The organism is Sphingobacterium puteale (genome assembly GCF_003627955.1).
In the GTDB taxonomy this organism is placed as follows: domain Bacteria; phylum Bacteroidota; class Bacteroidia; order Sphingobacteriales; family Sphingobacteriaceae; genus Sphingobacterium; species Sphingobacterium puteale.
Map to the genome: position 1 here is coordinate 545,203 of NZ_RBWS01000001.1, position 25,285 is coordinate 570,487.

Below are 25,285 nucleotides of genomic sequence, written 5' to 3' on the forward strand. Positions count from 1 at the left end.
ATTATCAAAATCCCGCTTTATTTATTTCCGATATTCAAGAAAATTAAGTAGTCTTGTAAGATGGATATTTTAAAAATCAACAAAAATAGCATGCAATCGTTTGTTTAAAGCTATTTTTTACTGATTGACAAATCCGTGAACGATAACTTAACTAAATATATAAAATAAAACATGACCACTAATCCTAACGTTGGTAAAACAGCTTTTCGCCCTATGGCCATTTGCTGTGGATTATTTTTTATCCTCGGTTTTATTACCTGGGCAAACGGAACGTTAATCCCGTTCTTAAAGATTGCTTGTAATTTAGAAACAGACTTACAAGCATTTTTTGTAACCTTCGCATCTTATATTGCCTATTTTTTTCTGGCCCTTCCAAGTTCAGTTATTATTAAAAAAATCGGCTTCCAAAATGGCCTGGTTGTTAGTCTTGTTATATTAGGTTTGGGATCCTTGATTTTTATCCCTGCGGCCGATAGCAGAAGTTATGGCCTATTTTTAACGGGAATATTTATTCAGGGATCGGGTATGGCCCTTCTTCAAACGGCTGTCAATCCCTATTTAAGTATTATTGGTCCAATAGATAGTGCTGCACAACGGATCTCGATAGCAGGATTCTTTAATAAATCTGCAGGAATTATCGTACCGATATTATTTGGAACACTCTTTTTAAAAGATGCGCAAAATGTGACCGCAAAATTAGAAGCTACCACTGATCTAGTGCAAAAAAATGCCATTTTAGATGATCTCCTCCAACGTGTTCACACCCCTTACATTTCCCTTGCTGTAATCTTTGTTGCTTTCGCAATTTTCTTAAAATTCACACATCTTCCTGAAGTCGACGTTGATGCTGAAGAAGAAAGTGGCGAAGAAAATGGCAATGTCGCAGTGAAAAAGACCTCGATCTTTCAGTTCCCACACCTATTCTTAGGGTCACTGGCCATTTTCTTTTGTGTTGCTGTTGAAGTAATGGCGGGAGATATCATTGGTGTCTACGCACGTGAGCTGAAAGTAGCTCCGTTCTTTACAACATACGCTACAGCGTTTACTCTTTCGTGTATGCTGATCGGGTACATTATCGGTATCATCTCGATCCCTAAATATGTATCTCAACAAATGGCACTACGCATCTGTACCATTATAGGAATTACATTTACGCTTATATCTGTTTTTACAACCGGAACCACATCATTCGTTTTTGTTGCTTTATTAGGAATTGCAAACTCCTTAATGTGGCCTGCAATTTTCCCATTGGGAATCAAAGGGCTAGGAAAATTCACAAAAACCGGATCGGCCATTATGATTATGGGAATCGCGGGCGGTGCAATCTGGCCTTTAGTCTATGGTTATCTAAAAGATCACTTACATATTGATTTTCAACATGCCTTCCTTTATGCCATGATTCCCGGATATTTATATATCATGTACTTTTCAATAGCTGGTCATAAAATTGGAAAAAAAGCGTAAGAAAAGTACCGAAGAATTTCACAAAAAAGGGCACCTAAAAATAGATGCCCTTTTTTGTGAAATTCTTCCTATTTTTAAGAGATAAATCTAAGTTCAGTTGCAGCTCGGATTTACTCGATGACAGATTATGCGACATGCTTTATACGAACTAAAAAAGCATTAGCCATTAATTAGCAAAATTCTATATTCATAAATCACCGGGCTAATTGGCCCAAAAAGTAATTATCGAACAAATGAAAAAGAAATTCTTTGCCATTGCATTTGCAGCAGCCTTAATGTTTACTGCCAATGAATCCTATGCCCAGTTAAAATTTCCGGCAGCAAGTAGTGCCCAAACAGTTACACAGGGATTAGGGATTGAAAATGTAACCCTCAGCTACAGCCGTCCGAGCATGAACGGCCGTAAGATCTTTGGTGACCTTGTACCTTACAATGAGGTATGGCGTACAGGTGCCAATACCAATACAACCTTGACCTTTGAAGGTGATGTTACAATCAACGGAAATAAACTCGCTGCAGGAACCTATGCATTATTCACCATCCCTAACAAGAACGAGTGGACTGTAATTATCAGCAAGAATACCAAACAATGGGGTGCCTACACCTATAATCAGTCCGAAGATGCACTTCGTTTCAATGTTAAACCACAGAATTTAAGCAGTCCGGTTGAAACCTTTACGATCTCTTTCGACAATGTCACACCAACAGATGCCATATTAAATCTTGCATGGGAGAAAACAGCAATAAAAGTAGCTCTTAAAGTCAATCAACAGGCAAAAATCATCGCCTCCATTGAGGAAGCAATGAAAGGTGAGAAAAAGCCTTATTTCGCTGCTGCCCAATATTATTTCAACAATAACATAGACGAGAAGAAAGCATTAGCTTGGTTTGACGAAGCGGCGAAAGCACAGCCTAAAGCCGCCCATGTATTGTACTGGAAGGCGAAAGCGCAACTCAAAGCCGGCGATAAAAAAGGCGCCATAGAAACGGCTACGAAAGGGGTCGAAGTCGCTACGGAAGGTAAAAATAGCGAATACATCAAATTGAATACGCAGATTATCAATGCGGCAAAAAAATAAAGCAGTGATAAACGGATAGCAAAGCGGGGTATCCAAAAGATTGGATACCCCGCTTTTTGTTAATTTCATTCGTGTACTCCGGCCTCTCCCTTCAAATATTCAATTGGCAGTGAGTTCGCTTTACTCTTGGCCAACGTCATTTTTATAACTCATCTTTGAGCAGTTGTTCCAATTCCTCAGGCGAAACATTCATGTTCACATTGCCGTCCTTTGCAAAAGAGATCTCTCCGGTTTCTTCGGAGACAATGACCGCTATGGCATCGGAGATTTCGGTCACCCCGATCGCCGCACGATGTCGCAACCCAAACTGTAGCGGTAAATCCTCACTATCCGACAGTGGCAGTACGCAGGAAGCAGTCATAATCTTAAAATCGACGATCACTACGGCACCATCATGCAAGGGACTATTTTTATGGAAGATGCTCTCGATTAACCGCTTCGAAATATGAGCGTCAATATATTCACCGCTACTCTGGTAATATTCCTCATCAAAATATTTTGAGAAAACCAATAAAGCCCCGGTGCGTGTACGCGACATGCTTCTACAAGCCTCCACAACTGGCCTTAAATCCTCGGTCAAATCCTTCTGTATAGCTTTTTTATTCCCTAAAAAAGACCAGAAGACCTTCTTTCGTTTCATCGATATATTCTTGCCCACATGGAGCAAAAAGCGCCTGATTTCCTGCTGGAATACCACGATAAGCGCAATGGAACCTACGGATATAAATCCGCCGAATATCTCGGTCAATAGACGCATGTGCATCTGTTTGACGACGATGTAAACCCCATAGAATAAGGCCACCCCGATCAGGATATTCACCGCAATGGTACCCCGAATCAGACTATAGATATAGTAGATAATAATCGCCACCAATATAATATCGATAACGTCCAATAGGCGAAAGCCACTAAACAAGCTATAATCGATTCCATCCATATATGCAAGTTAAAAAAAAATAGATATTATTCGTATTTTTACCCTATAACATATAGTAAAATGACTAGACTTTCAGTAAATATCAATAAAATCGCAACACTCAGAAATTCAAGAGGCGGCAATAATCCTAATCTTGTGGCTGCTGCATTAGCCTGCGAACGTTTTGGGGCGCAGGGCATCACTGTCCACCCAAGACCGGACGAAAGGCATATCCGCTATCAGGATGTCTTTGACTTAAAAGCTGAAATTCAGACCGAACTCAATATCGAAGGCAATTGCCAGGAACAGAAATTCATTGATCTTGTCCTCGCCAATAAGCCTGCCCAAGTAACCTTGGTACCGGATGCTGAAGGGCAGTTGACTTCCAATCATGGTTGGGACACGATCAAAAACAAAGCCTACTTAAAGGATATGTGCCAATTGTTCAAAGATGCCGGTATACGTGTTTCAATCTTTGTGGATCCAGTTGAGGAGATGGTCGAGGCAGCAGCTGAAACAGGTACGGATCGTATCGAATTATATACAGAAGGCTTTGCCAGCGAATATGGTTTTGATAAAGATGCCGCCATCAGCCCCTATTTTAGAGCGGCAGTGAAAGCACGTGAAGTTGGATTAGGCCTGAATGCGGGTCATGACCTCGATTTAAACAACCTCCAGTATTTTAATCAGCATATACCCGAATTACTGGAAGTCAGCATTGGGCATGCCTTAATTTCAGACGCGCTATACCTCGGTCTTGAAGAAACAATCAAACGCTATCTGGCCTGCTTAAAATAAACAATACGATGAGGACTGGCTAAACTGGTTAAAGCACAGCTAAGGTAAGTACAACTCTATTGGGAAAGCGCTCCGGTCAGCACCGGGATTTTGTCCAAACAGCCAGGTACCTTAAGCCACAGTTGCATCTCTTCGCAAAAAAAACAAGACTAAAGAGACTTTCCAGAATAAGGAAAAGACAAATAGAAAAAGGCCTTCTTGCAGGAAGAAAGCCTTTTTCTATTTGTTTTAAATCCACCATCAAAAGAAGATGCACTCCTTATAAAAGGATTAATGAATTCCCTTAAATATACGGTTCCAGCGGATTTTAGAAAGGCCCGAACCGATTTCATCCCAGCTCATCCAGGTGAATAATGCCTTGCCCACGATATGGTCTTCAGGAACAAAGCCCCATCCTCTTGAATCCAGGGAATTGTGGCGGTTATCCCCCATCATCCAGAAATAATCCATTTTAAAAGTGTAGCTATCCGCTTTGACATCATTGATATAAATCCCGTCTGCCCGTTTCTCCAATTTATTATTTTCATAGACGTGAATTGCACGTTCGTAAATTGGTAATGTCTGCGCGTTCAGGGCAACCGTCCAGCCTTTCTTTGGAATAAGTATCGGACCGAAATTATCAAAATCCCACTTATACTGAGGGTCATAGGGATAGGCACCTTCCCCAACTGGACTTCTTCTGATTTCTTTTACATTTGACCAGGATTTCACCAATGCCAGCTCGTCCTTGGTCATAAACAGCTGATAAACTCCGGGCTGTTGATCCGAGCCTACAGCCTCTATTCTCAATTCCCGTAGACGATCCATGTTCAATGGAGTTCCGTCGGTCAGCACCAGATAATCCAATTGACTTTCAGGCGGGTCAAATCCGGGTTGGTCATTGACAAATAGCTTTGCATCCTTCATGGAGATCTTATCTCCCGGCAAACCCACACAACGTTTGATATAATTTTCACGTTTATCGATCGGCCGAGCCTGAATCGTAAACTGCGAGTTCACCGTTTGCCAGCCGTAAGCCCTTACAAGATCATAATAACTAGCATTCTGGTTTTCCAACGCAACAGTATCCCCTGCGGGAAAATTAAAAACTACGACATCATTTCGCTCAATCTTTTGAAATCCGGGGAGCCGTTTATAGGGCAGCTCGATAAGCTCAGAGTAAGCCTTTCCACCAGTTACCGGCATGGTATGATGTGCAAAAGGAAAAGCAATTGGCGTATTTGGCACACGAGGGCCATAATTCAGTTTGCTTACGAATAGAAAATCCCCAATTAATAGCGTACGTTCCATGGATCCAGTAGGGATCATATACGCTTCGATTAAAAATCCACGGATAAGCGAAGCCGCTACAGTTGCGAAAACAATGGCGTCAGCCCATTCACGCACCATAGATTTTTTATAAGGATATTTAATCTTGTATTCCTTAAAGGACTCCTGCTCAATTTCCGCACGCTTTTCCGCTGTCAATTCTACACCTTCCTGCGCGGCGGTCTTTAGGTTTTTAGCATACAAGCCATTTAAAAAACGTACGTTATTATCTTTTGCCCACATTGGGAGTACAATAAAGGGGACCAAAACAGCCGCCGCATTTTCCCAAAAACGACGCTTGCCAAAACAATGGATAAAGTCGAGGTACAGGTTATAGAAAACAAAAATATTAACGATCGGGATCAGCAATAAGATCACCCACCAAGTTGGCCGCCCTGTTAATTTGGCTTGAATATATTGACTATAAAAAGGTACGATTGCTTCCCAGCCCTTTCTGCCAGCTTTAACAAACAATTGCCACAATCCATATCCCGCTATTGCTGTTAAAACCGCAAAGATAATTAACCACATAATCTATTAATTAGTACTATTTATTAAAATCGAAAATTTCAGTCACTTGATAAAATCCCTTTTTACCGTTCAACCACTCAGCAGCAACTACCGCACCCAAAGCAAAGCCGTCACGGCTATGTGCGGTGTGCTTAAATTCTATCTGATCTACTTCGGAACTGTACAACACGGTATGTGTACCTGGGACTTCTTCAATTCGATGGCTCTCGATGAGAAGTTCTTGTGGTTTAGGAATAATTTCATCCTGCTCACCCACGACAGTATTGACCCAGTTTGTCTTCACATCACTGTGATCCAGGATACCTTCGGCAATGGTGATTGCTGTACCGCTCGGCGCATCCAATTTGTGGATATGGTGGATTTCTTCTACCTGAACATCATATTGTTTATAAGGTTGTAAAGCCTGTGCCAACATACGATTGATATGGAAGAACACATTCACGCCGATCGAAAAATTTGAACCATATAAAATGGTTCCCCCTAAGTCCAAACATTTTTCTCTGACACTTTCCAGTTGATCGTACCAGCCCGTTGTCCCTACGACAATCGGCACACCAGCTTCCAAGCAAAGATTCATATTATCCAGAGCAGCTGATGGCACACTAAAGTCGATCGCTACATCAGCTCCCTTAATATCATCAACTGTCAGGCCGGGACGATTATTTTCATCCACAACTAAAAAAATCTGATGGCCTCTCTTCAGTGCATACCTTTCGATAATCTGCCCCATTTTGCCATATCCCAAGAGAATGATGTTCATATATCTAGAAAATAAAGTATAGTTTATTTTTAAAATTAAAAAATTCCAGTGAAAAACAGACACAAAACCATGGTTAACAACGATTTTTTATTAAAAGTGTCCATATTTAAGACCATAAGGGCCTTAAATCGTCATTCAATGATACTTAATACGGACTCCGACCCAAAGTTTAATTGAATTTCATGGACAACTTTAATCCAACAGTAGGTTTAAATGTAAATGAACCGGATGCTAGACTGGCATCCATTAATGTAGGTCCAATGGAAAAAGCCGTCTTTTTGGGCTTATCATCACCAATGCTCCAGCGATATTTTAGCATCGAATCGATATAAGCTTCAGCGACGTTCAATCCGTATACTCCAAGTGTGAGTAACACCATCAGATCGCGGTCTCGCCTTGCATTATCCTTTCCACGAATAATTGCCTCATTTGTAACCTGATTATAATAAGGATCTACTGGCTTACCTTCGCTCCGGTCTTTCAATACCCCCAAAAGTTCTTTATAATATTTATTATTAAAATCGAAAACGAGCACTGTAGTCGCCAATCCGCCATAGATCACAGGGACTTTTATCCACCATAAACCGCCGTTGGAATATTGCCCCCAACCGGGGAGCACCAAAGAACGCTTCCAGGCCTGCTTATTCTTTGCTTCAATCGCTAAACGCGTAGAATCTTTAAATACGACCTTCTCCTTCGCCTTGGCTTCCTCCTTTTCACGCTTTTTACGTTCTTTTCTGGATTCCTTTTTTATAGTATCCTGTGCCGATTTTGGTTTCAAACTTTCTGTTTTGATCGTTTGGACCTGTTTTTTGGAAATTGTATCGACAGTCTGTCCGTGTACGATAAGTACAGCAAATAAGGCAAAGAACAAACTTATTAACTTGGCCATATTACCAATCTAAAAGTTCAAGAATACGGCTCAGGTCATCCTCGGATTCAAAAGGAATTTCAATAGCTCCCTTGCCTTTGGTGCTCTTTAAATTCAATTTGACTCTTGACGAAAATTTCGAAGCCAGATCATCTTCAATTTTCTGCAGCTGAAAGGACATTGGAGTTTTATCCTTAACTGCTTTTTTCTTGCCCCCTTTTTGAAGTTCACGAACTAACTCTTCGGCTTTTCTAACCGAAAGTCCCTGGTCGATGATCAATTTAAAGATATAGAGCTGCTTATCCACTTCTGCGATATTGATCAACGCGCGTGCATGCCCCATAGTTAGAGCGCCGTCGCGTATGGCAGCTTGAATGACCGGCGGTAGTTTTAATAAGCGCAAATAATTCGTTACCGTCGAACGGTTTTTGCTGACACGTTCGCCCAATTCCTCCTGCTTTAAATTACATTCCTCGATCATGCGCTGGAAGCTTAATGCCACTTCGATGGCATTTAAGTTTTCACGTTGGATGTTCTCGATCAAAGCCATTTCCAACATCTGCTGGTCATTGGCTGTACGGATATAGGCTGGAATCTCAGTTATGCCCGCCAGTCTTGAAGCTCGAAGACGTCGCTCCCCAGAGATCAACTGGTAGTTTCCATCCGAAATCTTGCGTACGGTAATCGGTTGGATTAGCCCTTGTAAGGTAATGGATTCAGCTAATTCCTGTAATGCGACCGGGTCAAATTCCGTACGGGGTTGAAACGGGTTCACCGATATTTCTTCCACCCGGACATGGCTGATACTTCCATTTTCTTTTGTTGTATTTGCTGTAGCAGGCGTCACTAGAGGAGCCTCCTCCACTTGCTGACTATTTTTTGCAGGAGCTTCTACACTATCGTTTAATAGCGCACCTAAACCTCTTCCCAGTCCTGTTTTACGCTGATGTGCTGCCATATTATGCGGTTACTGTTGTATTCATTTCATTAAAATGCCCGTTTTTCTGCAATATTTCACGCGCCAGATTCAAATAATTGATCGCACCTTTACAGGAAGCGTCGTGCATGATAACAGAAATACCGAAACTAGGAGCTTCACTTAAACGAGTATTACGTTGAATGATGGTATCAAAAACTAAATCCGTAAAATGCGTTTTCACTTCTTCAACAACTTGATTGGAAAGCCTCAAACGCACATCATACATCGTCAACAAAATACCCTCAATCTCCAAACTAGTATTTAAACGGTTTTGAACAATTTTAATTGTGTTCAGCAATTTCCCCAGCCCTTCCAATGCAAAATACTCACATTGAACCGGTATGATTACTGAATCGGACGCCGAGAGGGCATTAATGGTAATTAATCCCAATGAAGGTGAACAGTCAATGATAACAAAATCATAATCATCTTTTACTTGATCCAAGATCTTCTTCATCTTGTACTCCCGTTCATGCATATTGATCATTTCAATCTCTGCACCTACCAGGTCAATATGGGCCGGTAAAAGATCAAGATTAGGCGTTTCAGTGGACTGAATAGCGTCTCTTGGGTTCAGATCATTGACCAAACATTCGTATATACTTTCATTGATTGTACGAGGGTCAAAACCAATCCCAGAAGTGGAGTTTGCTTGAGGATCCGCATCCACCAACAATGTCTTATATTCTAAAACCGCCAAACTAGCCGCCAAATTAATTGACGTTGTGGTCTTTCCGACCCCACCCTTTTGGTTTGCGATTGCGATTACTTTTCCCATCTTGAATGAAAACCTTTCTTAATTAAAATGTCATTTTACACTACATTTCACTTTCCTGAAGATCAATTTGTCCAAATATTTACGCTAAATTTAATTTAGCCAAACAAATTCAGCATATTTCGTACTTTTGATTGATCAAAAGCACATATCCTCAGGATGCTAAGATACAAAAAATCAAGATATGTATCCACTTTGAAATAGTGCTTTTTATAAGTATCAACAACACAATGATTTTAATAATATCCGGAACAAACCGTCCTCATAGTAAGACGTTAAAAATAGCAAAATGCTACCAACAGCTACTTCACCGTAAATCCGTTGAGAACGAGATCTTTTCGCTATCAGATCTCCCTGCAAATATTTTGGAAACAGACCTTTACGGAAAAAGAAGCCCTGCTTTTGAACCGATCCAGCAAAAGGTTAGCCAAGCCGATATGTTTATTTTTGTCGCACCTGAATACAATGGAAGCATCCCCGGTGCACTCAAACTTTTTATTGACTGCTGCACCTTCCCCATTAGTTTTTACCACAAAAAAGTTGCATTGGTAGGATTATCCTCCGGAAGATATGGCAACCTCCGCGGAATAGATCACCTCACAGGAATATGTCACTACCTCAGAATGCATGTTCTCCCGCTCAAGATATTCCTCCCCAATGTACAACAGGAACTGAACGAAAACGGAGAATTATTTAAAGAAGATACGCTCCATTTTATCAACGAACAGATTGAGGAAATCGTACGGTTTTAATTCATCCTTGCAGGTATTCGCCCTTGATAGTACCCTCGACAGACACTTTTGAGCTTTTCATATATTTTACGCGCACCTGTGAAGATCATGTACCAAGACAAAGATATACGGGTGAACGAATCACAAAAAAAGAAGCCTTTGGTATGTCAAAGGCTTCTTTTTGTAAAGCCATATTCGGAAAAAGGCAACAGTTTATCAGCCAAAGCCCCCCAAAAAAACAGTCTCCGATCCCCATCTAAAATAGGGATAACAAAAAAACTAATACCCAAACAATTCTTTTAAGTCAAGTTTTTTCACTTCGCCCAATTTAGCAAGATCTTCCAGTTTGAGACCATCTTCCTTCGCCACAATACAATATACATAAGGTTTTCGGCTCATTTCTTTCTTGTGAAACATATTTAAATCAGCATAAGTCAACTTAGGCGCTTGTTCATAGACAGCTTTACGGATATCTGTTGTATTGCCCAGACGTTGTGCCGCCAGATAGCTACTTAATATAGATGCATTCAGCACCCGCTCACTGGCGATGGATTTTTGTAAGCTCACTTTAGCAATATCCAATCCTTTCGCACTTTCGGGCAGCACATCCAATAATTCGTTCATACCCTTGATCGCCTCATTGAATTTATCGGCCTGTGTGCCTACATAAGCGCCTACCGTATAATGATTTTCTTTTTTATACGGTTGCCCATAAAATGCGTAAGTAGAATAGGCCAATGCTTTTGATTCACGAATAGTCTGAAAAACAATACTGCCCATGCCGCCGCCAAAATAATTATTGAACAATGACACTGTTGGTGTTAATGGATTCGAATACAGACCGGAAGTTCTATACCAGAACACTTCGGCTTGTTTCATATCAAAATCAGCAAATAGCACCTGATTTTTTGTGGTTGGCTGTTCAGTAAACACCAAACCTTTTGTTCCCTTCAGGTAGTCGCCCGCACCCTGTTTCAATGGTTTTGCCTTTGCCACAAACTCACTGGTGCTCAACGGTCCGAAATACAGTATAGTATGCTCCATATTGGCCAGATCATGCAGTGCTTTCACCAAATCTTCCGCCTTCAACGCATCCAGCTCCGCATCTGTAAACACATTGTTGAACGGGTTTTTGGCTCCGTATTTTGCGTACGATTTTAAACCTTCCATGATAGCCCCTTTGTTTTCCTTTGCATTGGCTCTGGACTTCTTAAGACGGACAATATACATTTTGAAAGCATCCTCATCTGCAATACAATTGCGCAATAAGTCCTGAATTAAAGACTGCGTAGCGATAAAATTTGTATTTAAACCCGAAATTGAAACCAATGTTTCCTCGTTTCCGGCAGACACCGAAAAATCAGACGCCAATTGATAAAAATCTTTACTGAATTGCTCGCTGGATTTATCTTTCGTACCTAAAAACTCCAGGTATCCTGCAGCCAGCGACAGTAATTTATTATTCCATTTACCTACATCAAAACGATAGGACAGCGAGAATAATTCGTTATCATTATTCTTCACAGCAAGTACAGGCAGGCCATTCGCAGTAGCTTTCTGAACATCTTTATTATAGTCTACCCACACCGGTTGGATTTTATCTTCAGGCATGGCTTCCACCGTTTTCAGGAAATCAGATTGATCGTCACGATTGACAGTCACCGGTGTAATTTCCGGCTTCACAACCTTAACGACATTATTGTCTACCCCTTTGCGTTTATAAACGACAACATAGTTATTATCGTTTAGATATTTATTGGCAAAATCGACGATATCTTGTTTTGTAATTTTATTTAGCCCATCAGAATAGCTAACCACCGAGGCCCAGTCCTGACCGGATGTGAAAGCATCCATCAAAGCTTCAGCACGGTCACCATAACTTTCATATTGTTTGATCTCATCTTTTTTCGCGTTATTGACGATTGCGCCTATCAAGTCATCAGAAAACTCACCTTTTCGCAATTTTTCCAGTTCTTTAAGTAATAACTGCTGCACCTCCTCCAGGCTCTGTCCCTGACTTGGATTCCCCTGTAAAATCAATAATGAGTAATCTTTCAATACATAAGGAAAGGCTCCTGCGCCCAATAATTTCTGATTCTTCACCAGGTCCAGATCGATCAGACCCGCAGACCCGTTCGTCAGAATCTGGCTCATCAGATTTAACAGCTGCGCATCCTTGGTCGCGGCCCCGGGAAAACGGAAACCCATAAACATAAATTCTGCATCCGGCCCTTTAACTTCCCGGACAATCGGGCTCAAAATAGGTTGCTCAGGATCGAAAGTATAGGGAGGTATTTCTTTAGGCTTCATAAAAGCAAAACTCCGGTCCACTTTCTTTACAACCTCTGTAGGATCAAAATCGCCGGACATGATCACCCCCATATTGTTGGGCACGTAATAAGTATGAAAATATTCACGGATCGCTTTTAATGACGGGTTTTTCAGATGTTCCACTGTACCGATCGTGGTTTGTTTTCCGTAATTATTATTGGGAAATGCGGCCTCAAACATAGCTTCCACAGCTTTACGGCTGTCTTTATCCAATCCGATATTTTTCTCTTCATATACCGCCTCCAGTTCCGTATGGAACAGACGCAGTATCGGATTCCTAAAACGTTCGGCTTGTACAGCAAGATATTTATCCATCACATTACTCGGAATCTGCTCTTGGTATACCGTCTGTTCGAATGAGGTAAACGCATTTGTCCCCTCGGCACCCATGGATGCCATCAGCTTGTCGTATTCATTAGCGATCGCATACTTTGCAGCTTCACCCGACACCCGGTCAATCTCCTTGTATATTGCTTTCCGCTGCGCCTCATCAGTTGTACCATTGTACTTTTCATAGAGCGCGTCAATCTGATCCAATAAAGGCTTTTCTTTCGCCCAATCTTTGGAACCAAATTTATCTGTCCCTTTAAAGAGCATGTGCTCCAGATAGTGCGCCAAGCCAGTATGGTCCTTCGGATCGGTTTTACTTCCCGCTTTTGTTGCGATATAGGTTTGGATACGCGGTTCTTTTTTGGTTGGACTTAGAATAACGGTTAGGCCATTTTTAAGTTTATAGAATCTTGAATGGGTAGGGTCATTGGTCACATATTTGTAGATATACCCACCCTCAGAAGCTTCTTTCCAGTCAAATTTGGCATTTTGAGCAAACAAAGCTCCCCCCGCTGTTGTTAGAGCAAACGTAACAGCGGTAATTTTAAATAGATTTTTAATCATATTTCCTTTTTCTTTTCAACTCAAACTTAGATAAATTGCTGTGGATATGCAATATAATCACGAACATATAAAAACAATTATTGCGCTCCGCTGTTGTTGTACGTGGTTCTTTGTCGCTAAAAAGCGTCCATTTATGCTCCGCATTAACCAACTGTTAAAGGAAAATTGCTACAATCGTTAATCATTCTTACTTTTGCAAAAATTTTAAAAAACGCTAACGTTTTAATTCATGAGATCGAGTATACTTGTTTTTGTGATCTTCGCGCTACTTTCCTTTCATACAAATGCGCAGGTCACCCCCCGAATAGAAAATCAAAAAGACACATTGAATAACCTCAAACCCGCGAAAACAAGGTTAATATTTCAACTTGAGCATGAAAGTGGCGGTGAACTCAAATTCAATGAACGCTCAAAAGAGACCCTAGCCGACTCTTATTATAGCGGGCTTAATTTCCGCGTTGGCTTTCAGACACAGTTTCAAGACTCCTTAAAGAGCATTTACAATGAGATATACAACTACCCGATCTATGGTGTGGGAGTCTATAGCAGCACGTTTGGCCAGGAACATCTGGGACAACCTTTCGCGCTCTATGGTTTTGTAGCAATACCTATTAAACCCAAAATAAATTCGAGATGGAATTTCAACTACCGGATTGCACTTGGTCTCTCGGGCAGATTTAATCCCTACAACGAGGAGGATAATCCTTTTAACCTCCTGATAGGAAGCAAAAACAATGTATTTATCGACTTTGGACTTCAGGCCAACTACCGTTTGAGCCAAAAATTCCAGGTCGGTGCCGGTGTAGCTTTCCACCATTTTAGCAATGGGGCATTGGCTTTGCCAAACACGGGAATAAACCTGCTACCATTGAGCTTGTCCGTCTCTTATACGCCGACAAGCAGACCGTTTGATTTCAGAAAACGTACGGTACCAAAAATGGAAGAAATGGAAGAACTGCATTTCAATTATGCTTTTGGTTTCAAACAGATTGATCGCGAACATGACGGTCAATATTTTAAATCGACATTAGGAGCTTATTACAGCAGGCATTTGGGATATAAATGGCGTCTAGGTGCCGGAATGGATGCATTCTATTCAGCAAGTGGTAACGACGAGGAAGTCGCCGGTGACAAAGCAGGGAGCTTTGGAGCATTGTTTTCCTATGGTCCGGCTTTCTACATTGACCATGTATTAAATTCGAGACTATATATCAATGGAAATTTCGGCGTATACTTACACCGAAATAAATTCAATGGTGAAAGCACGCCTGTTTATCTAAGGGCGGGTGTACGCTATAAAGTGTACAAAGATTTCTTTGCAGGAGTTTCTATTAAAGCACATGGCGGTAAAGCAGATTTTATCGAATGGACAACAGGATATGGTTTTAAGTTGCGCAAGAAACGGGCAAATCCATCTAGCAATTAACAGTTGTTGGATGAGCCCGACGAGTTGTTAAACAACTAAGGGGGCATTTAAAATATCCTTTAATTTGCATAAAAAAAGCGTTCATATGAACGCTTTTTTTATTGTGGGGATTACTGGATTCGAACCAGTGACCCCTACCTTGTCGAGGTAGTGCTCTAAACCAGCTGAGCTAAATCCCCTAACGAAAAAAAAGCACCATTTGATGATGCTTTGTGGAGGCTACTGGATTCGAACCAGTGACCCTCTGCTTGTAAGGCAGATGCTCTGAACCAGCTGAGCTAAGCCTCCGTTTTGGATTGGTGGAGAATACTGGATTCGAACCAGTGACCCTCTGCTTGTAAGGCAGATGCTCTGAACCAGCTGAGCTAATTCTCCGACTTTGTATGGTGGAGGCTACTGGATTCGAACCAGTGACCCTCTGCTTGTAAGGCAGATGCTCTGAACCAGCTGAGCTAAGCCTCCATACTTTTTTAAAGAACGCCGTTCCCTAATTGCGTGTGCAAATATAGCTTAAAAATTCTATTCTCAAAATTATTTTCGAAGATTTTCTACAGCAAAAACCGCAACAAGCTAAGAAACACCCATATAATTTTCACAGAAATTAATCATAAAACTTCCACGAAATACCAAATCTAAAGTTTGCCGTATTCATTGGATAACGTCTAACAGTATAATAGCCATTCGGATAAAAGTTCTGATTTAGGAAATTATAACTTAAAAACATATTCACCCGCTGTATATTTGCCGTGATCCATAAATCCATAATCGGATAAGTCGAAAATTCGATCTGTTGATACGCATTATAAAACTGTCCCGTCCCTATCGAATAATTCGGATTGGCATAAGGCGTATTAAATTTAGCGTCAATACCAATACTATAGTCAATGACTTTATAAAAGAGATTACTGTAGTAAAGACTGTGCCAAGTATATAGTTCGGGCACCGCTAGTATATTCTGCTGATCCGTCTTTTGATAAACCACCAGATTATCCAGGGTAAAATGACTAAGCTTAAACTTCTGCCCCACACTTACCTTCAGCAAATTAGCGTTATCCAATTGTGCAGGATTGATCCACTTATCTTTCTTCCGGTCATTCTGCGGGTTCGATAATTCTTCAAAATAAGTATAATTATTCATCCGAAAATATTCAATCTTTCCATTGAAACCCAATGTTGGATTGCGGTATTGAAAGGCCACATTCTGAATTTTGGTCTTTTTGAGATCGAGATCATTCCATTTTGCGTAGGTATAATTCAGATTTTCGAAGACCATTTCGGGTGATTTATTTTGTGAATAAGCCGAAAGCGTCACCTTTCCGATTTTATCTCCCATGGATATATCCGCCTTTGCTTCATAAAGAAAATCACCGATATTATGTCCGAAAACAATCTGATTGGCTTTCAGACTAAAATCCAACCGATCCGAAAATTTGTACCCCAGTTCCCCCTTAACGATTCCATTCTGGTAGAAACGATCAAACGTTGTACTATCTGGCAATTTCTTCAATGGTTCAGGGTAAGCGGCACGATCGGTATAGTACCGCAAGGAATCTACCTGACTTTGCTCCACCCAATTCATATCATGCTGAAAAGCCAGATTTAGCTTAGCCTCATTTTTAAAAATGGATTTACCACGCAGAAAGAAATTATATTCAAACTCATTGGAGACATTCGTAATGCCTGTTTTATCATTATTCAATGTCAACGCTTGATTATTGTATGGTAACGCCGCAAACTCATCAGGCATATTTTTGAAGAAGTTGAACGTCTGTTTCCGAATCCTTGTATTGTGCGCCATACTGTTTGTCGGATAGATCTGCATGGTCGACTTTCCCTTGTCTACGGTGTCAATTCGACCAACGTACAGGGACTGACGTAGGAACAGGGAATTATCCCACCACTTTGATCTCGGCACATTTGTATTGGAAGGATCCCGAAATTTGGTAGCAAACCGATCAGGAGCTTGCCTGTTCTCAGGAGCAAATGGATTATTTTCGGTTATAGAACCATTTTCCATTGCATCCAAACGATTAAATACAGCATTAATCAAGAGATTATACCGGTTGTTTTTTGATTCGTACCAAGAGGCAATAGATGCTTTGAGATCGGAATAACTCTGATTAAGGTAAAAACCATCCGTTTTCGTCGAATGGAAATCCACATTCATATTCCATTGCGGATTGATATTTTGGGCAACCCGGGCCCTGAAGACCTGGTCATTGAAAAAGAATCCTACTGCCGACAATTCCGAATAGCGTGCCCTTGCCCTAAAATACTGAATAGAATCCGGATTCAATAGATAACGCTCCAAGGCTGTGAATCCTGACTGAAATCCGATTGTCTTTTTGGGCTGAAATAATAAGTCACGTGTGGCAAGACCATAAGACCCTAAATTTATACTGGGATTCCAGGGGGTATTTTGAGGATTATAATATTGATAATTACGATGTGAAGTATCTATTTGCCTTGTATAAGTTCCTTTTTTCAGCATATCCAATGTCGCGTAACGAATATACTTTGCAGACAGGATAACCGAATCCTTTTTTCCATCTTCTTTGGCTCTCGCCGAATCCAATGCGCTGCTCCACTCCTCCTTGCTCTGCGCAATAACATCCATGGAACAAATAAGTAAGACACACAGTGCGGCTAATACGCGTACGATCAACTTCATCTAAAATTGTATATAGTCTAAATTTACTGCAAAGCTATCAATTCTTTCAAAATTAATGTCATCTTAGGTTCCGCTTTCTCCGCAACAGCCACGATTTCCTGCAAAGAGACAGGTTTTAACACATCGTGAAAGCCCTCATCCGTAACAACAGAAATCGCGAACACCGGAAGAGCCATATGATTGGCAACAATTACCTCCGGTACTGTACTCATGCCGACTACATCCCCCCCAATAATTCGCATGAAACGGTACTCAGCTTTTGTCTCCAGATTTGGTCCCTGCGAGGAGACATACACAACCTTTCGTGCGGTAATTCCATGCTTTGACGCGATTTCAAGCGCCTGTTCGATCATCGCACGGTTATAAGGTTCGCTCATATCCGGAAAACGAGGCCCAAATTCAGTCAGGTTCTGCCCACGCAATGGGTTGTCGGGCAAGAGATTGATATGGTCTTCAATTATACCCAAATCTCCATTTCGGACCTCCGGATTCAGCGAGCCGGCAGCATTTGACACAAAAAGCTTTTTTACACCCAGCACTTTCATGATCCGAATAGGAAAAGTAATCTGCTGCATATCATACCCCTCATAATAATGGAGTCTTCCCTGCATGGCAACCACATTCTTGCCATTTAATTTGCCAAAGATCAATTTACCGGAATGGAATTCTACCGTAGAGATGGGAAAATTAGGAATATTGGAATACATGAGCTGATATTCGATCTCGATCTCATCAACCAATTTACCTAAACCAGTACCCAGGATGATACCGAAATCTGGAGTAAAATCTCCAATTTTTCTACGGATAAATTCCGTAGTCTCATTTATGCTATGATACATACGTACAAAAAAACTAAGTAACTCAAACTTAACTTAATTTTTTTGTACGTACAAATCAAATATAGGAGCTTAGTTATGTAAAAGCGCCTTTTCGCTCGCCTTGCCCGGAGAGCTTGCCAAAAGCATTAGGAAAGTGATAAAACCATTGATGATAATTAGGTCCAGTCCGATCACATAGGGCGTATAGACTTCGATCACATATGTTTTCAGCAAGTACAACAGGGTCGGTGAAAGCACACAGATATAAGGTACCGCTTTGTCCCGTACAGCAGATTTTGTAAAAATCCCAAAAACAAACAATCCCAGCAACGGACCATAGGTATAGCTCGCTGCGGTAAATATGGCATTCACGACAGAGTCATCATTGATCAGCTTAAACACGAGAATGACCAGCAACATAACAATCGAAAAAGCAAAGTGCACATAATTACGCTGTTTGACAAGAGCAGGATCATTTGGATTTTCCTTTTTATTAAAGTTCAGAAAATCCACACAGAATGACGTTGTCAACGCCGTAAGCGCACTATCGGTTGTTGCAAATGTCGCCGCAGTCAGCCCCATCATAAAGATGATCGCTGGAACGATAGCCAAGTGGTTCAACGCAATCTCCGGGTACAGGTAATCACGGGTCGATAATTGGGAGACATCAATACCATTTTTTGCGGCGTAGATATATAATAAAGCTCCCACAGCCAAAAAGAAAATATTGATCACCACAAATACACTTGTGAATGTAATCATATTCTTCTGCGCTTCTTTGATCGTTCCCATTGACAGGTTCTTTTGCATCAGATCCTGATCGAGTCCCGTCATGGCAATAGTCACAAAAATTCCGCCCAGGAATTGCTTCCAAAAATTAGCCTTACTGCCTACAAAATCATCCCAGAAGAAGATTTTGGAATAGCTGCTTTCTTTGACTGCTTCGAACGTATCTACAATTCCAAAATCCAATCCTTTGGCCATAAAATAGATCGAAAGAATAACGGCGGTCACCAAAAAGGTCGTCTGTAGAGTATCTGTAACAATAATCGTCTTTAGTCCCCCCTTATTGGTATATAACCAGATAAGCACGAGACAGATCACAACGGTGATCGCAAAAGGCACATCCCAGGCATCAAAAATAAAGTGCTGCAAGACAATTGCGACTAGGTATAAGCGAAAGGCTGAACCGATGGTACGGGAAACCAAGAAGATCGCCGCGCCGGTTTTATAAGTCGTATGTCCAAAACGTTCCTCCAAATAGGTATAGATGGAGGTCAGGTTCATTCTATAATACAACGGAAGCAATACATAAGCGATAATGACGAAGCCAACTGCATTTCCGAGAACAAATTGAAAATAGCTAAATTCAGAAGCCCCCACAGCACCCGGCACCGAAATAAAGGTCACACCGGAGAGCGCGGTACCGATCATCCCGAAAGCCACCATATACCATTTCGAATTTCGGTTGGCAACAAAAAAGGTGGAATTATCCGAAGATCCTTTTGAGGTGAAGTGCGCTACTGCGAGTAAGACCGCAAAATAGATCACAATAAAGGATAATAATATAACTGGTGACATAGTTTGTTTTTAATAGGTGATTTGATGATAGCAGATGATTTTAATGTGTCGCCTGATAAGCTTCGATCGCTTGCCTTACATTGCCGAATTGTTCCAGCAAAGCCGCAGCATCTTCTTCAGTAGCCCCCGTCTGATCCATAATGATCCGTACGCCACGACCGACCAATTTATGGTTTGACAGTTGCATATCGACCATTTTATTTCCCTTCACACGCCCCAGCTGAATCATGACCGCCGTGCTGAACATATTTAATACAAGCTTTTGTGCGGTACCGGATTTCATACGGGTAGAGCCCGTCACAAATTCGGGACCTACAATAACCTCAACAGGATACTGAGCAATTTCAGCAATCGGAGAACCGCCGTTACAGACAATACAGCCTGTCACCAGACCTTTCTCGTTTGCAGTCTTCAGGCCACCGATGACATAAGGTGTAGTGCCCGATGCCGCAATACCGATAACGACATCATTTTCGTCAATATCATATGCTTCCATATCCTTCCAGGCCTGTTCCAGATCATCTTCCGCGAATTCCACGGCTTTGCGGATCGCAGTATCCCCGCCTGCAATTAACCCGATAATCCACTCAAATGGCACACCATAAGTCGGAGGCAATTCAGATGCATCCAAGACACCAAGCCGGCCACTGGTACCGGCCCCGATATAAAAAGTCCGACCACCAGCCTTCATCTTCTCCACAGTAACCTTAACCAATGCTTCGATCTGAGGAATAGACCTTTCAACAGCTAGCGGCACAGATTTATCCTCGTTATTGATATTAGTCAATAATTCATGTACAGACATCTTGTCCAAATCCTGATAATTCGAATCTTTCTCCGTTGTATTAACCATTCTTAATATATATTGTATTTCTTAATTCAATAAATCGGGTATATCCACTATTTGATAACCTTTCTTTTTTAATATGTTGATCATATCACCCAAATAATGATACAATTTATCTTTCCGTCTTCCATCCGTCCCCATATGGATCAAAATCATGAAACCATTCAGGCCGAACTTCTCCTCATAAGACCAAAGTCCCTTCAAAATTGCCCCGGAGGAAAGATAACGTTCACCCATTTCTGGATAAGTATAATCTGCGGCAGTCCGTATCCCGGGCGTATAGTTGATTGAAGACAAGCCGATTTCCTTTGCCCATGCTACCGTCTGGCTATTATACCATTCATAAGAAGGAATATAATAGCGTAATTGACTTGTATCTACCCCCGCAAGCGCCAGCTCATCCACATTGGTCTTCAAGTCCCGCAGGAACGAATCCCGACTGACCAGCAATTCATCCCGACTCCCCCAACCACTGACCAGGAGATGCTTATCAGAATGCCCAGACACCACATGTCCGTCTTTCAACATTTGCTGGATGTAAGGCTTGAAACTTGCGTTCCGCAGATAATCTCCTGTTAAGAAAAAATTCCCCTTCACATGATGGCGCTTCAAGCTTTTCAAAACCGCAGTCGTTCCCTCCGATAAATCGTGGCCCGTAAAAAGTAAAGCCACTTTTTTCACTTTAGAGTCGCCACGGACAATAGCGCCGAATCCATCCCTGCTTACTTTTTTCCCACAGGCTCCTCCAAGGCCTTCCCTTCTTTAGCCGCCAGCAAGTAGATCAATGAAGCCGTTCCGTCCATGGTTGGCTCATTGGTACTGTAGTCACCATAATCGTCATGATAAACGGCAAGGTCACTCTGAAAATCCGCATAGCTATCGGGGTTGTTCAGCTTAATACCGATCAGGTTACGGTAAGTAGACGCCATGATCGGACCATCTACCAGCCCCCCGTCGATCGGATGCTTACCCAGATAAGTAAAAGCAGAATGTGGATCAACCGGTGTGTCGCCCCAAGATGGAAGTCCGTAAACCATACTTGTTCCCCAAGGATTAGCACCAAACAACCAATCAAAGTTCGCCTGTTCCAGTTCATCAAACTGATTATCCCCTGTCAGTTCTTTATACCAAAGGCACTGTATGGCAAAAGAAGCCGTAAGATTGTTGCTGCACCAGATAAAAGGAACCCCTCTTAAAAATGCATTTTGCTCCGCACGTTTATTGACCTCTTCGATACCTTGCCTATAATATGAAACAATCTCCTCGCGATCCTGTCCCTTCAATTTTTTAGCCAATTCATAATGCCCCAAGTTGATAAAAGGATACCACTGATAATGCGCAGCTGTATCTGATATCATCCAGGGTGTTATTTTTTCCTGTCTGGCATACTGCATGGCTTCCTCGGCAAACTTGTTTTTCTTTGTTACCGAAAATCCCATTGCTGCCGCCAGCTGCATATCATCCACCCAATTGTCTTCGGCATAGATATAGGGTGATTTGACCGAAACCGTCTGTGTTACCCCGGGTTTTATATTTGCATACGCATAAGCTGTCTCCGCTTTCTGTGACAGCAATTTTGCATATTTTTTATTCTCTTTTCCAAAAAGCACAGATCCCAAACGGAAAGCGCTACTAAATTTCCCCGCCGTGGAACTCGTCCCGGTGGTGTTATTCATAAACTTGCCCCTTTGCTGAGGCTCGCCATCTATAAAATACACCGGGCGTTCAAATCCACGACCATAGTAGGGATCCTCCTTGGGCATGCGCATACTTGCATGATCGCGGTCATCCGCAATCTGATTATACATCTGATTCGCTTTTGGATGCATCTTCAACAACCAGTCCAGTCCCCATTTGGCTTCATCCAACACATCAGCACGACCATTTTTTCCATCCAAGCCATTTGCCTGTTTTTGATCGTCAAACACTTTGGGAAAATCCCGATAAGCCGCCAGCAGGTGGAATGTCGCATTTGCAGACGTGGTCGCGTATTGTAAATAATCAGAAGCATCATGCCAGCCTCCGCCAGCATCAATATGCGAACTATCCGCTATACCGACTTTACCGGCATACAAAGTAAAGCCATCATGGGTATGACAACTATCCTTTAAAAAAGGATTGAACAATGTCCGTTGTTGACGCATATACCGTAATACAAAGTCCGCTGCACCCTTATAGACATCGGAGGCTATCCTAAAATCAGGAGACTTGATTTCTCCCACCTGGATAAAATAACTTCCCGTATCCTGTAATGCCGAAAAATCAAATCGAAAACTCTGAACAAACGGACCATAGGCACCATAATCCTTCCCTACAGGGCGGACATATATTGTTTTACCTGTTTTTGCATCTTTAACCTCAAAAGAACGAAGCTGCCTGATTGATTTCCCTCCCCATACCGCGACCTTTTTGCCTGTCGGAGTATAGCCTAATTGGTTTATTCGAATCCAAGCATTCTGCTGTGCTTCCGCAAAGTTACAAACAAAACATGCAAAAACAAGCAAAAAAGCTTGACGTAAATTTAAGAAGTTTAGACATTCTTTTATCATAATAAGGCATTTATTTTTAATAAAATCAACTCAAACGGTTGTTTAAAACCTCAAAGAAACTATTTTCCCATCCATCGTACTCGCAACAACCTCATTATTACCACTTATAGCAACAGGGTTGACCATGCCATTGGAAATCTTATACTGCCAGATAACCGCGCCTGTTTTTGCATCCACAGCCGAAAGCAAACCCGAATGACTCGGCACAAACACCAATTTACGGTTTGTTTTTATTGCCGATGGGGTCAGTTCATAGGGTAATTTTAGTTTTGCTTTCCAAATTACGTCCATTTTGTCATCCGAAGAAGAAATTCCCAGCAAATCGCCGTCCATTGTCTTCACATAGACCTGTTTTTTATTTACCGCCAACCCCATAGACTCCCGCACACGTATAGTATCCTTCTTTTCCCGCCAGATCACTGCGCCATTTCGCGCATCCAACGCAGTCATAAACCGATCCGGCGCGACAACAAAAATGCGATTATTTACTCCGACAGGATTACAGGCAGCAGCCGAAAACATCCGATTGGCGTGACCATTTTTCCATTCCCAGGATAATTTTCCGGTTTTGGCATCCAAGGCATAAAATCCATTTCCCCAAGAACCGAAGATAATATTTCCTAAATAATAAGTTGGCAAAGTCGACACAAACCCTTTGACCTGATCAAAACTCCATCTCAAATTTCCGGTCTTTACGTCCAATGCCCTGAATTTACCATCTGAGCCACCGATAAAAGCAATACCATCCTGAATCAACGGCGACCCCAATACAGCTTTATCTGTTTTTACCTTCCAGAGGAGTTTTCCGTTTTCTGCATCGACAGCATAGATAAAGTGATCCGAAGAGCCGGCGACAACAACACCTTTCCAAACTGCTGGCGTGGAATACACCTTTCCTCCCGTTCTGTAAGACCATAGCTTTTTACCGGATTTAAGATCCAGGGCAAAGATATCCCCTGCAGTATTTGAAGTAATTACCTTATTTTTATCAATGGTCAACCCTGCGCCAATGTCGCTTGCGTCTTCGAAAGTCCAGTTCACATGAACGGCACCCGCATATTTCTCGTTGACTGCATAACTTGGTCGCGGGTAAACAGCAGCCTCTTTATCATAATGATGATCAAACAAAGGCACCTCCAACCAAGGTTTTTCTTGTGTCCCTACGCCCGGATTACGTTCCTGATAGGAAGCTTTTCCATCCCCAATAGTGACGATATTATACCCCCCCACAGCTTTATTTGCGCGGAGGTTAGACCGCCCCATCACACCCGGTATACCTTCCCAGTCGTAAGCCTTATTTGCATGACCATGTCCACAGAACGCCAATTGGACATTACGTGTTTTGACCCGTTTCAATGCATCAAACCAATTGTTCAGGGAAGAATCTTGTGGATAATGGTTAATATAAATTAATGGTGTTTGCCTATCGGGGTTCGCGGCAAAGACAGAATCCATCCACACCAGGTTTTCACGTGGTATTTGACCTGGACTCATACGCATATTCGGACCGGAATTAGTCCCTATAAATTGATAACCTTTATGTTTAAAGAAAAACGTTTCGCCACCGAAGACGGTACGGAAAGTATTGGCTCCATTTTCGGACCAGTTTCCATCATGATTGCCCGGAATTACATACCAGGGCAGTTGCAGGCTATCCAAAATACGTTTTGCCAATTTCAGTTCCTGATCAGCCCCAAATTCAGTGATATCCCCAGAGAGTATAACAAAATCGATGTCTTTCAATGTATTAAGATCCTTTACAGTACGTCGCAGATCTTCCGCTCCTGTTGCACCGCCAACATGTGTGTCTGTCACATGGGCAAATTTAAAAGATTGCGCAAAGGACATATCAATAATGCATAATAATGCACCAATAAGGGTTATAAGCCTCGGTTTCATGGATAATATTTTCTTAAAAATAGCGTTTTTATGCATAAATACAAAAAAACAGATGCG

19 protein-coding genes and 4 tRNA genes are annotated in these 25,285 nt (G+C 41.7%); 5 read left to right on the top strand and 18 right to left on the bottom strand.

What is annotated here, in order from left to right:
• Positions 1–171: 171 nt before the first annotated feature.
• Complete coding sequence (gluP, locus tag D7322_RS01990) at positions 172–1,464, top strand: glucose/galactose MFS transporter (RefSeq protein ID WP_121120803.1); 1,293 nt, start codon at positions 172–174, stop codon at positions 1,462–1,464.
• Positions 1,465–1,697: 233 nt separating this feature from the next.
• Positions 1,698–2,543, top strand: coding sequence for a DUF2911 domain-containing protein (locus D7322_RS01995; RefSeq protein ID WP_121120805.1), 846 nt, complete (start codon positions 1,698–1,700; stop codon positions 2,541–2,543).
• A gap of 142 nt (positions 2,544–2,685) precedes the next feature.
• On the opposite strand, the gene cdaA is transcribed toward D7322_RS01995, so the two are convergent.
• On the bottom strand, positions 2,686–3,480 hold the full coding sequence (gene cdaA / locus D7322_RS02000; RefSeq protein ID WP_181390572.1) for a diadenylate cyclase CdaA: 795 nt from the start codon (positions 3,478–3,480) through the stop codon (positions 2,686–2,688).
• Positions 3,481–3,540: 60 nt separating this feature from the next.
• Here cdaA and D7322_RS02005 point away from each other — a divergent pair, with 60 nt between their 5' ends.
• On the top strand, positions 3,541–4,257 hold the full coding sequence (locus D7322_RS02005; protein WP_121120807.1) for a pyridoxine 5'-phosphate synthase: 717 nt from the start codon (positions 3,541–3,543) through the stop codon (positions 4,255–4,257).
• Positions 4,258–4,527: 270 nt separating this feature from the next.
• On the opposite strand, the gene lepB is transcribed toward D7322_RS02005, so the two are convergent.
• The 5 genes from lepB to D7322_RS02030 form a co-directional block, all read right to left on the bottom strand.
• The gene (gene lepB, locus D7322_RS02010; protein WP_121120809.1) at positions 4,528–6,096 is read right to left on the bottom strand and encodes a signal peptidase I; all 1,569 of its coding nucleotides are present in this window, start codon (positions 6,094–6,096) and stop codon (positions 4,528–4,530) included.
• Positions 6,097–6,112: 16 nt separating this feature from the next.
• Positions 6,113–6,856: a 4-hydroxy-tetrahydrodipicolinate reductase gene (dapB, locus tag D7322_RS02015; protein ID WP_121120811.1), complete on the bottom strand. Its 744-nt coding sequence runs from the start codon at positions 6,854–6,856 to the stop codon at positions 6,113–6,115.
• 169 nt (positions 6,857–7,025) lie between these two features.
• The gene (locus tag D7322_RS02020; protein ID WP_121120813.1) at positions 7,026–7,748 is read right to left on the bottom strand and encodes a DUF5683 domain-containing protein; all 723 of its coding nucleotides are present in this window, start codon (positions 7,746–7,748) and stop codon (positions 7,026–7,028) included.
• Between the two features lies 1 nt (position 7,749).
• Positions 7,750–8,685, bottom strand: a complete 936-nt coding sequence (locus D7322_RS02025) for a ParB/RepB/Spo0J family partition protein (protein ID WP_121120815.1) — start codon at positions 8,683–8,685, stop codon at positions 7,750–7,752.
• A 1-nt stretch (position 8,686) separates the two neighbouring features.
• Positions 8,687–9,484 carry a ParA family protein gene (locus D7322_RS02030; RefSeq protein ID WP_121120817.1) on the bottom strand — a complete coding sequence of 266 codons (798 nt, stop codon included), beginning with the start codon at positions 9,482–9,484 and terminating at the stop codon, positions 8,687–8,689.
• Between the two features lie 227 nt (positions 9,485–9,711).
• Between D7322_RS02030 and D7322_RS02035 the strand changes: the two genes are divergently transcribed.
• Entirely contained in the window at positions 9,712–10,233 is a 522-nt protein-coding gene (locus D7322_RS02035; RefSeq protein WP_121120819.1) for an NADPH-dependent FMN reductase, read from the top strand.
• Between the two features lie 258 nt (positions 10,234–10,491).
• On the opposite strand, the gene D7322_RS02045 is transcribed toward D7322_RS02035, so the two are convergent.
• Positions 10,492–13,437 carry a M16 family metallopeptidase gene (locus D7322_RS02045; protein WP_121120823.1) on the bottom strand — a complete coding sequence of 982 codons (2,946 nt, stop codon included), beginning with the start codon at positions 13,435–13,437 and terminating at the stop codon, positions 10,492–10,494.
• Positions 13,438–13,666: 229 nt separating this feature from the next.
• On the opposite strand from D7322_RS02045, the gene D7322_RS02050 reads away from it, so the two are divergent.
• On the top strand, positions 13,667–14,863 hold the full coding sequence (locus D7322_RS02050) for an acyloxyacyl hydrolase (protein ID WP_121120825.1): 1,197 nt from the start codon (positions 13,667–13,669) through the stop codon (positions 14,861–14,863).
• A gap of 104 nt (positions 14,864–14,967) precedes the next feature.
• Here D7322_RS02050 and D7322_RS02055 read toward each other — a convergent pair.
• The 11 genes from D7322_RS02055 to D7322_RS02100 all read right to left on the bottom strand — a co-directional run bounded on the left by D7322_RS02055 (position 14,968) and on the right by D7322_RS02100 (position 25,228).
• Positions 14,968–15,042 (bottom strand) — tRNA-Val (locus D7322_RS02055).
• A 34-nt stretch (positions 15,043–15,076) separates the two neighbouring features.
• Positions 15,077–15,151: transfer RNA gene (locus tag D7322_RS02060), tRNA-Val, on the bottom strand.
• A 9-nt stretch (positions 15,152–15,160) separates the two neighbouring features.
• Positions 15,161–15,238: transfer RNA gene (locus D7322_RS02065), tRNA-Val, on the bottom strand.
• A gap of 9 nt (positions 15,239–15,247) precedes the next feature.
• Positions 15,248–15,325 (bottom strand) — tRNA-Val (locus D7322_RS02070).
• A gap of 139 nt (positions 15,326–15,464) precedes the next feature.
• Entirely contained in the window at positions 15,465–17,534 is a 2,070-nt protein-coding gene (locus tag D7322_RS02075) for a putative porin (RefSeq protein WP_121120827.1), read from the bottom strand.
• Positions 17,535–17,557: 23 nt separating this feature from the next.
• Positions 17,558–18,373, bottom strand: coding sequence for a purine-nucleoside phosphorylase (locus D7322_RS02080; protein ID WP_121120829.1), 816 nt, complete (start codon positions 18,371–18,373; stop codon positions 17,558–17,560).
• A gap of 69 nt (positions 18,374–18,442) precedes the next feature.
• Positions 18,443–19,933: a sodium:solute symporter gene (locus D7322_RS02085; RefSeq protein ID WP_121120831.1), complete on the bottom strand. Its 1,491-nt coding sequence runs from the start codon at positions 19,931–19,933 to the stop codon at positions 18,443–18,445.
• 40 nt (positions 19,934–19,973) lie between these two features.
• Positions 19,974–20,786 carry an N-acetylmuramic acid 6-phosphate etherase gene (gene murQ, locus D7322_RS02090; RefSeq protein WP_121120833.1) on the bottom strand — a complete coding sequence of 271 codons (813 nt, stop codon included), beginning with the start codon at positions 20,784–20,786 and terminating at the stop codon, positions 19,974–19,976.
• Between the two features lie 21 nt (positions 20,787–20,807).
• Positions 20,808–21,452, bottom strand: a complete 645-nt coding sequence (locus D7322_RS28870) for a polysaccharide deacetylase family protein (protein WP_245971226.1) — start codon at positions 21,450–21,452, stop codon at positions 20,808–20,810.
• A 50-nt stretch (positions 21,453–21,502) separates the two neighbouring features.
• Positions 21,503–23,329 carry a glycoside hydrolase family 9 protein gene (locus tag D7322_RS02095; protein ID WP_245971227.1) on the bottom strand — a complete coding sequence of 609 codons (1,827 nt, stop codon included), beginning with the start codon at positions 23,327–23,329 and terminating at the stop codon, positions 21,503–21,505.
• Between the two features lie 42 nt (positions 23,330–23,371).
• On the bottom strand, positions 23,372–25,228 hold the full coding sequence (locus D7322_RS02100; protein WP_121121263.1) for an outer membrane protein assembly factor BamB family protein: 1,857 nt from the start codon (positions 25,226–25,228) through the stop codon (positions 23,372–23,374).
• Positions 25,229–25,285 lie beyond the last annotated feature (57 nt).

Bases quoted from the DNA above. Each gene is read 5' to 3' on its own strand.
- gluP (WP_121120803.1), top strand. From the start codon at position 172: ATGACCACTAATCCTAACGTTGGTAAAACAGCTTTTCGCCCTATGGCC.
- D7322_RS01995 (WP_121120805.1), top strand. From the start codon at position 1,698: ATGAAAAAGAAATTCTTTGCCATTGCATTTGCAGCAGCCTTAATGTTT.
- cdaA (WP_181390572.1), bottom strand. From the start codon at position 3,480: ATGGATGGAATCGATTATAGCTTGTTTAGTGGCTTTCGCCTATTGGAC.
- D7322_RS02005 (WP_121120807.1), top strand. From the start codon at position 3,541: ATGACTAGACTTTCAGTAAATATCAATAAAATCGCAACACTCAGAAAT.
- lepB (WP_121120809.1), bottom strand. From the start codon at position 6,096: ATGTGGTTAATTATCTTTGCGGTTTTAACAGCAATAGCGGGATATGGA.
- dapB (WP_121120811.1), bottom strand. From the start codon at position 6,856: ATGAACATCATTCTCTTGGGATATGGCAAAATGGGGCAGATTATCGAA.
- D7322_RS02020 (WP_121120813.1), bottom strand. From the start codon at position 7,748: ATGGCCAAGTTAATAAGTTTGTTCTTTGCCTTATTTGCTGTACTTATC.
- D7322_RS02025 (WP_121120815.1), bottom strand. From the start codon at position 8,685: ATGGCAGCACATCAGCGTAAAACAGGACTGGGAAGAGGTTTAGGTGCG.
- D7322_RS02030 (WP_121120817.1), bottom strand. From the start codon at position 9,484: ATGGGAAAAGTAATCGCAATCGCAAACCAAAAGGGTGGGGTCGGAAAG.
- D7322_RS02035 (WP_121120819.1), top strand. From the start codon at position 9,712: ATGATTTTAATAATATCCGGAACAAACCGTCCTCATAGTAAGACGTTA.
- D7322_RS02045 (WP_121120823.1), bottom strand. From the start codon at position 13,437: ATGATTAAAAATCTATTTAAAATTACCGCTGTTACGTTTGCTCTAACA.
- D7322_RS02050 (WP_121120825.1), top strand. From the start codon at position 13,667: ATGAGATCGAGTATACTTGTTTTTGTGATCTTCGCGCTACTTTCCTTT.
- D7322_RS02075 (WP_121120827.1), bottom strand. From the start codon at position 17,534: ATGAAGTTGATCGTACGCGTATTAGCCGCACTGTGTGTCTTACTTATT.
- D7322_RS02080 (WP_121120829.1), bottom strand. From the start codon at position 18,373: ATGTATCATAGCATAAATGAGACTACGGAATTTATCCGTAGAAAAATT.
- D7322_RS02085 (WP_121120831.1), bottom strand. From the start codon at position 19,933: ATGTCACCAGTTATATTATTATCCTTTATTGTGATCTATTTTGCGGTC.
- murQ (WP_121120833.1), bottom strand. From the start codon at position 20,786: ATGGTTAATACAACGGAGAAAGATTCGAATTATCAGGATTTGGACAAG.
- D7322_RS02095 (WP_245971227.1), bottom strand. From the start codon at position 23,329: ATGATAAAAGAATGTCTAAACTTCTTAAATTTACGTCAAGCTTTTTTG.
- D7322_RS02100 (WP_121121263.1), bottom strand. From the start codon at position 25,228: ATGAAACCGAGGCTTATAACCCTTATTGGTGCATTATTATGCATTATT.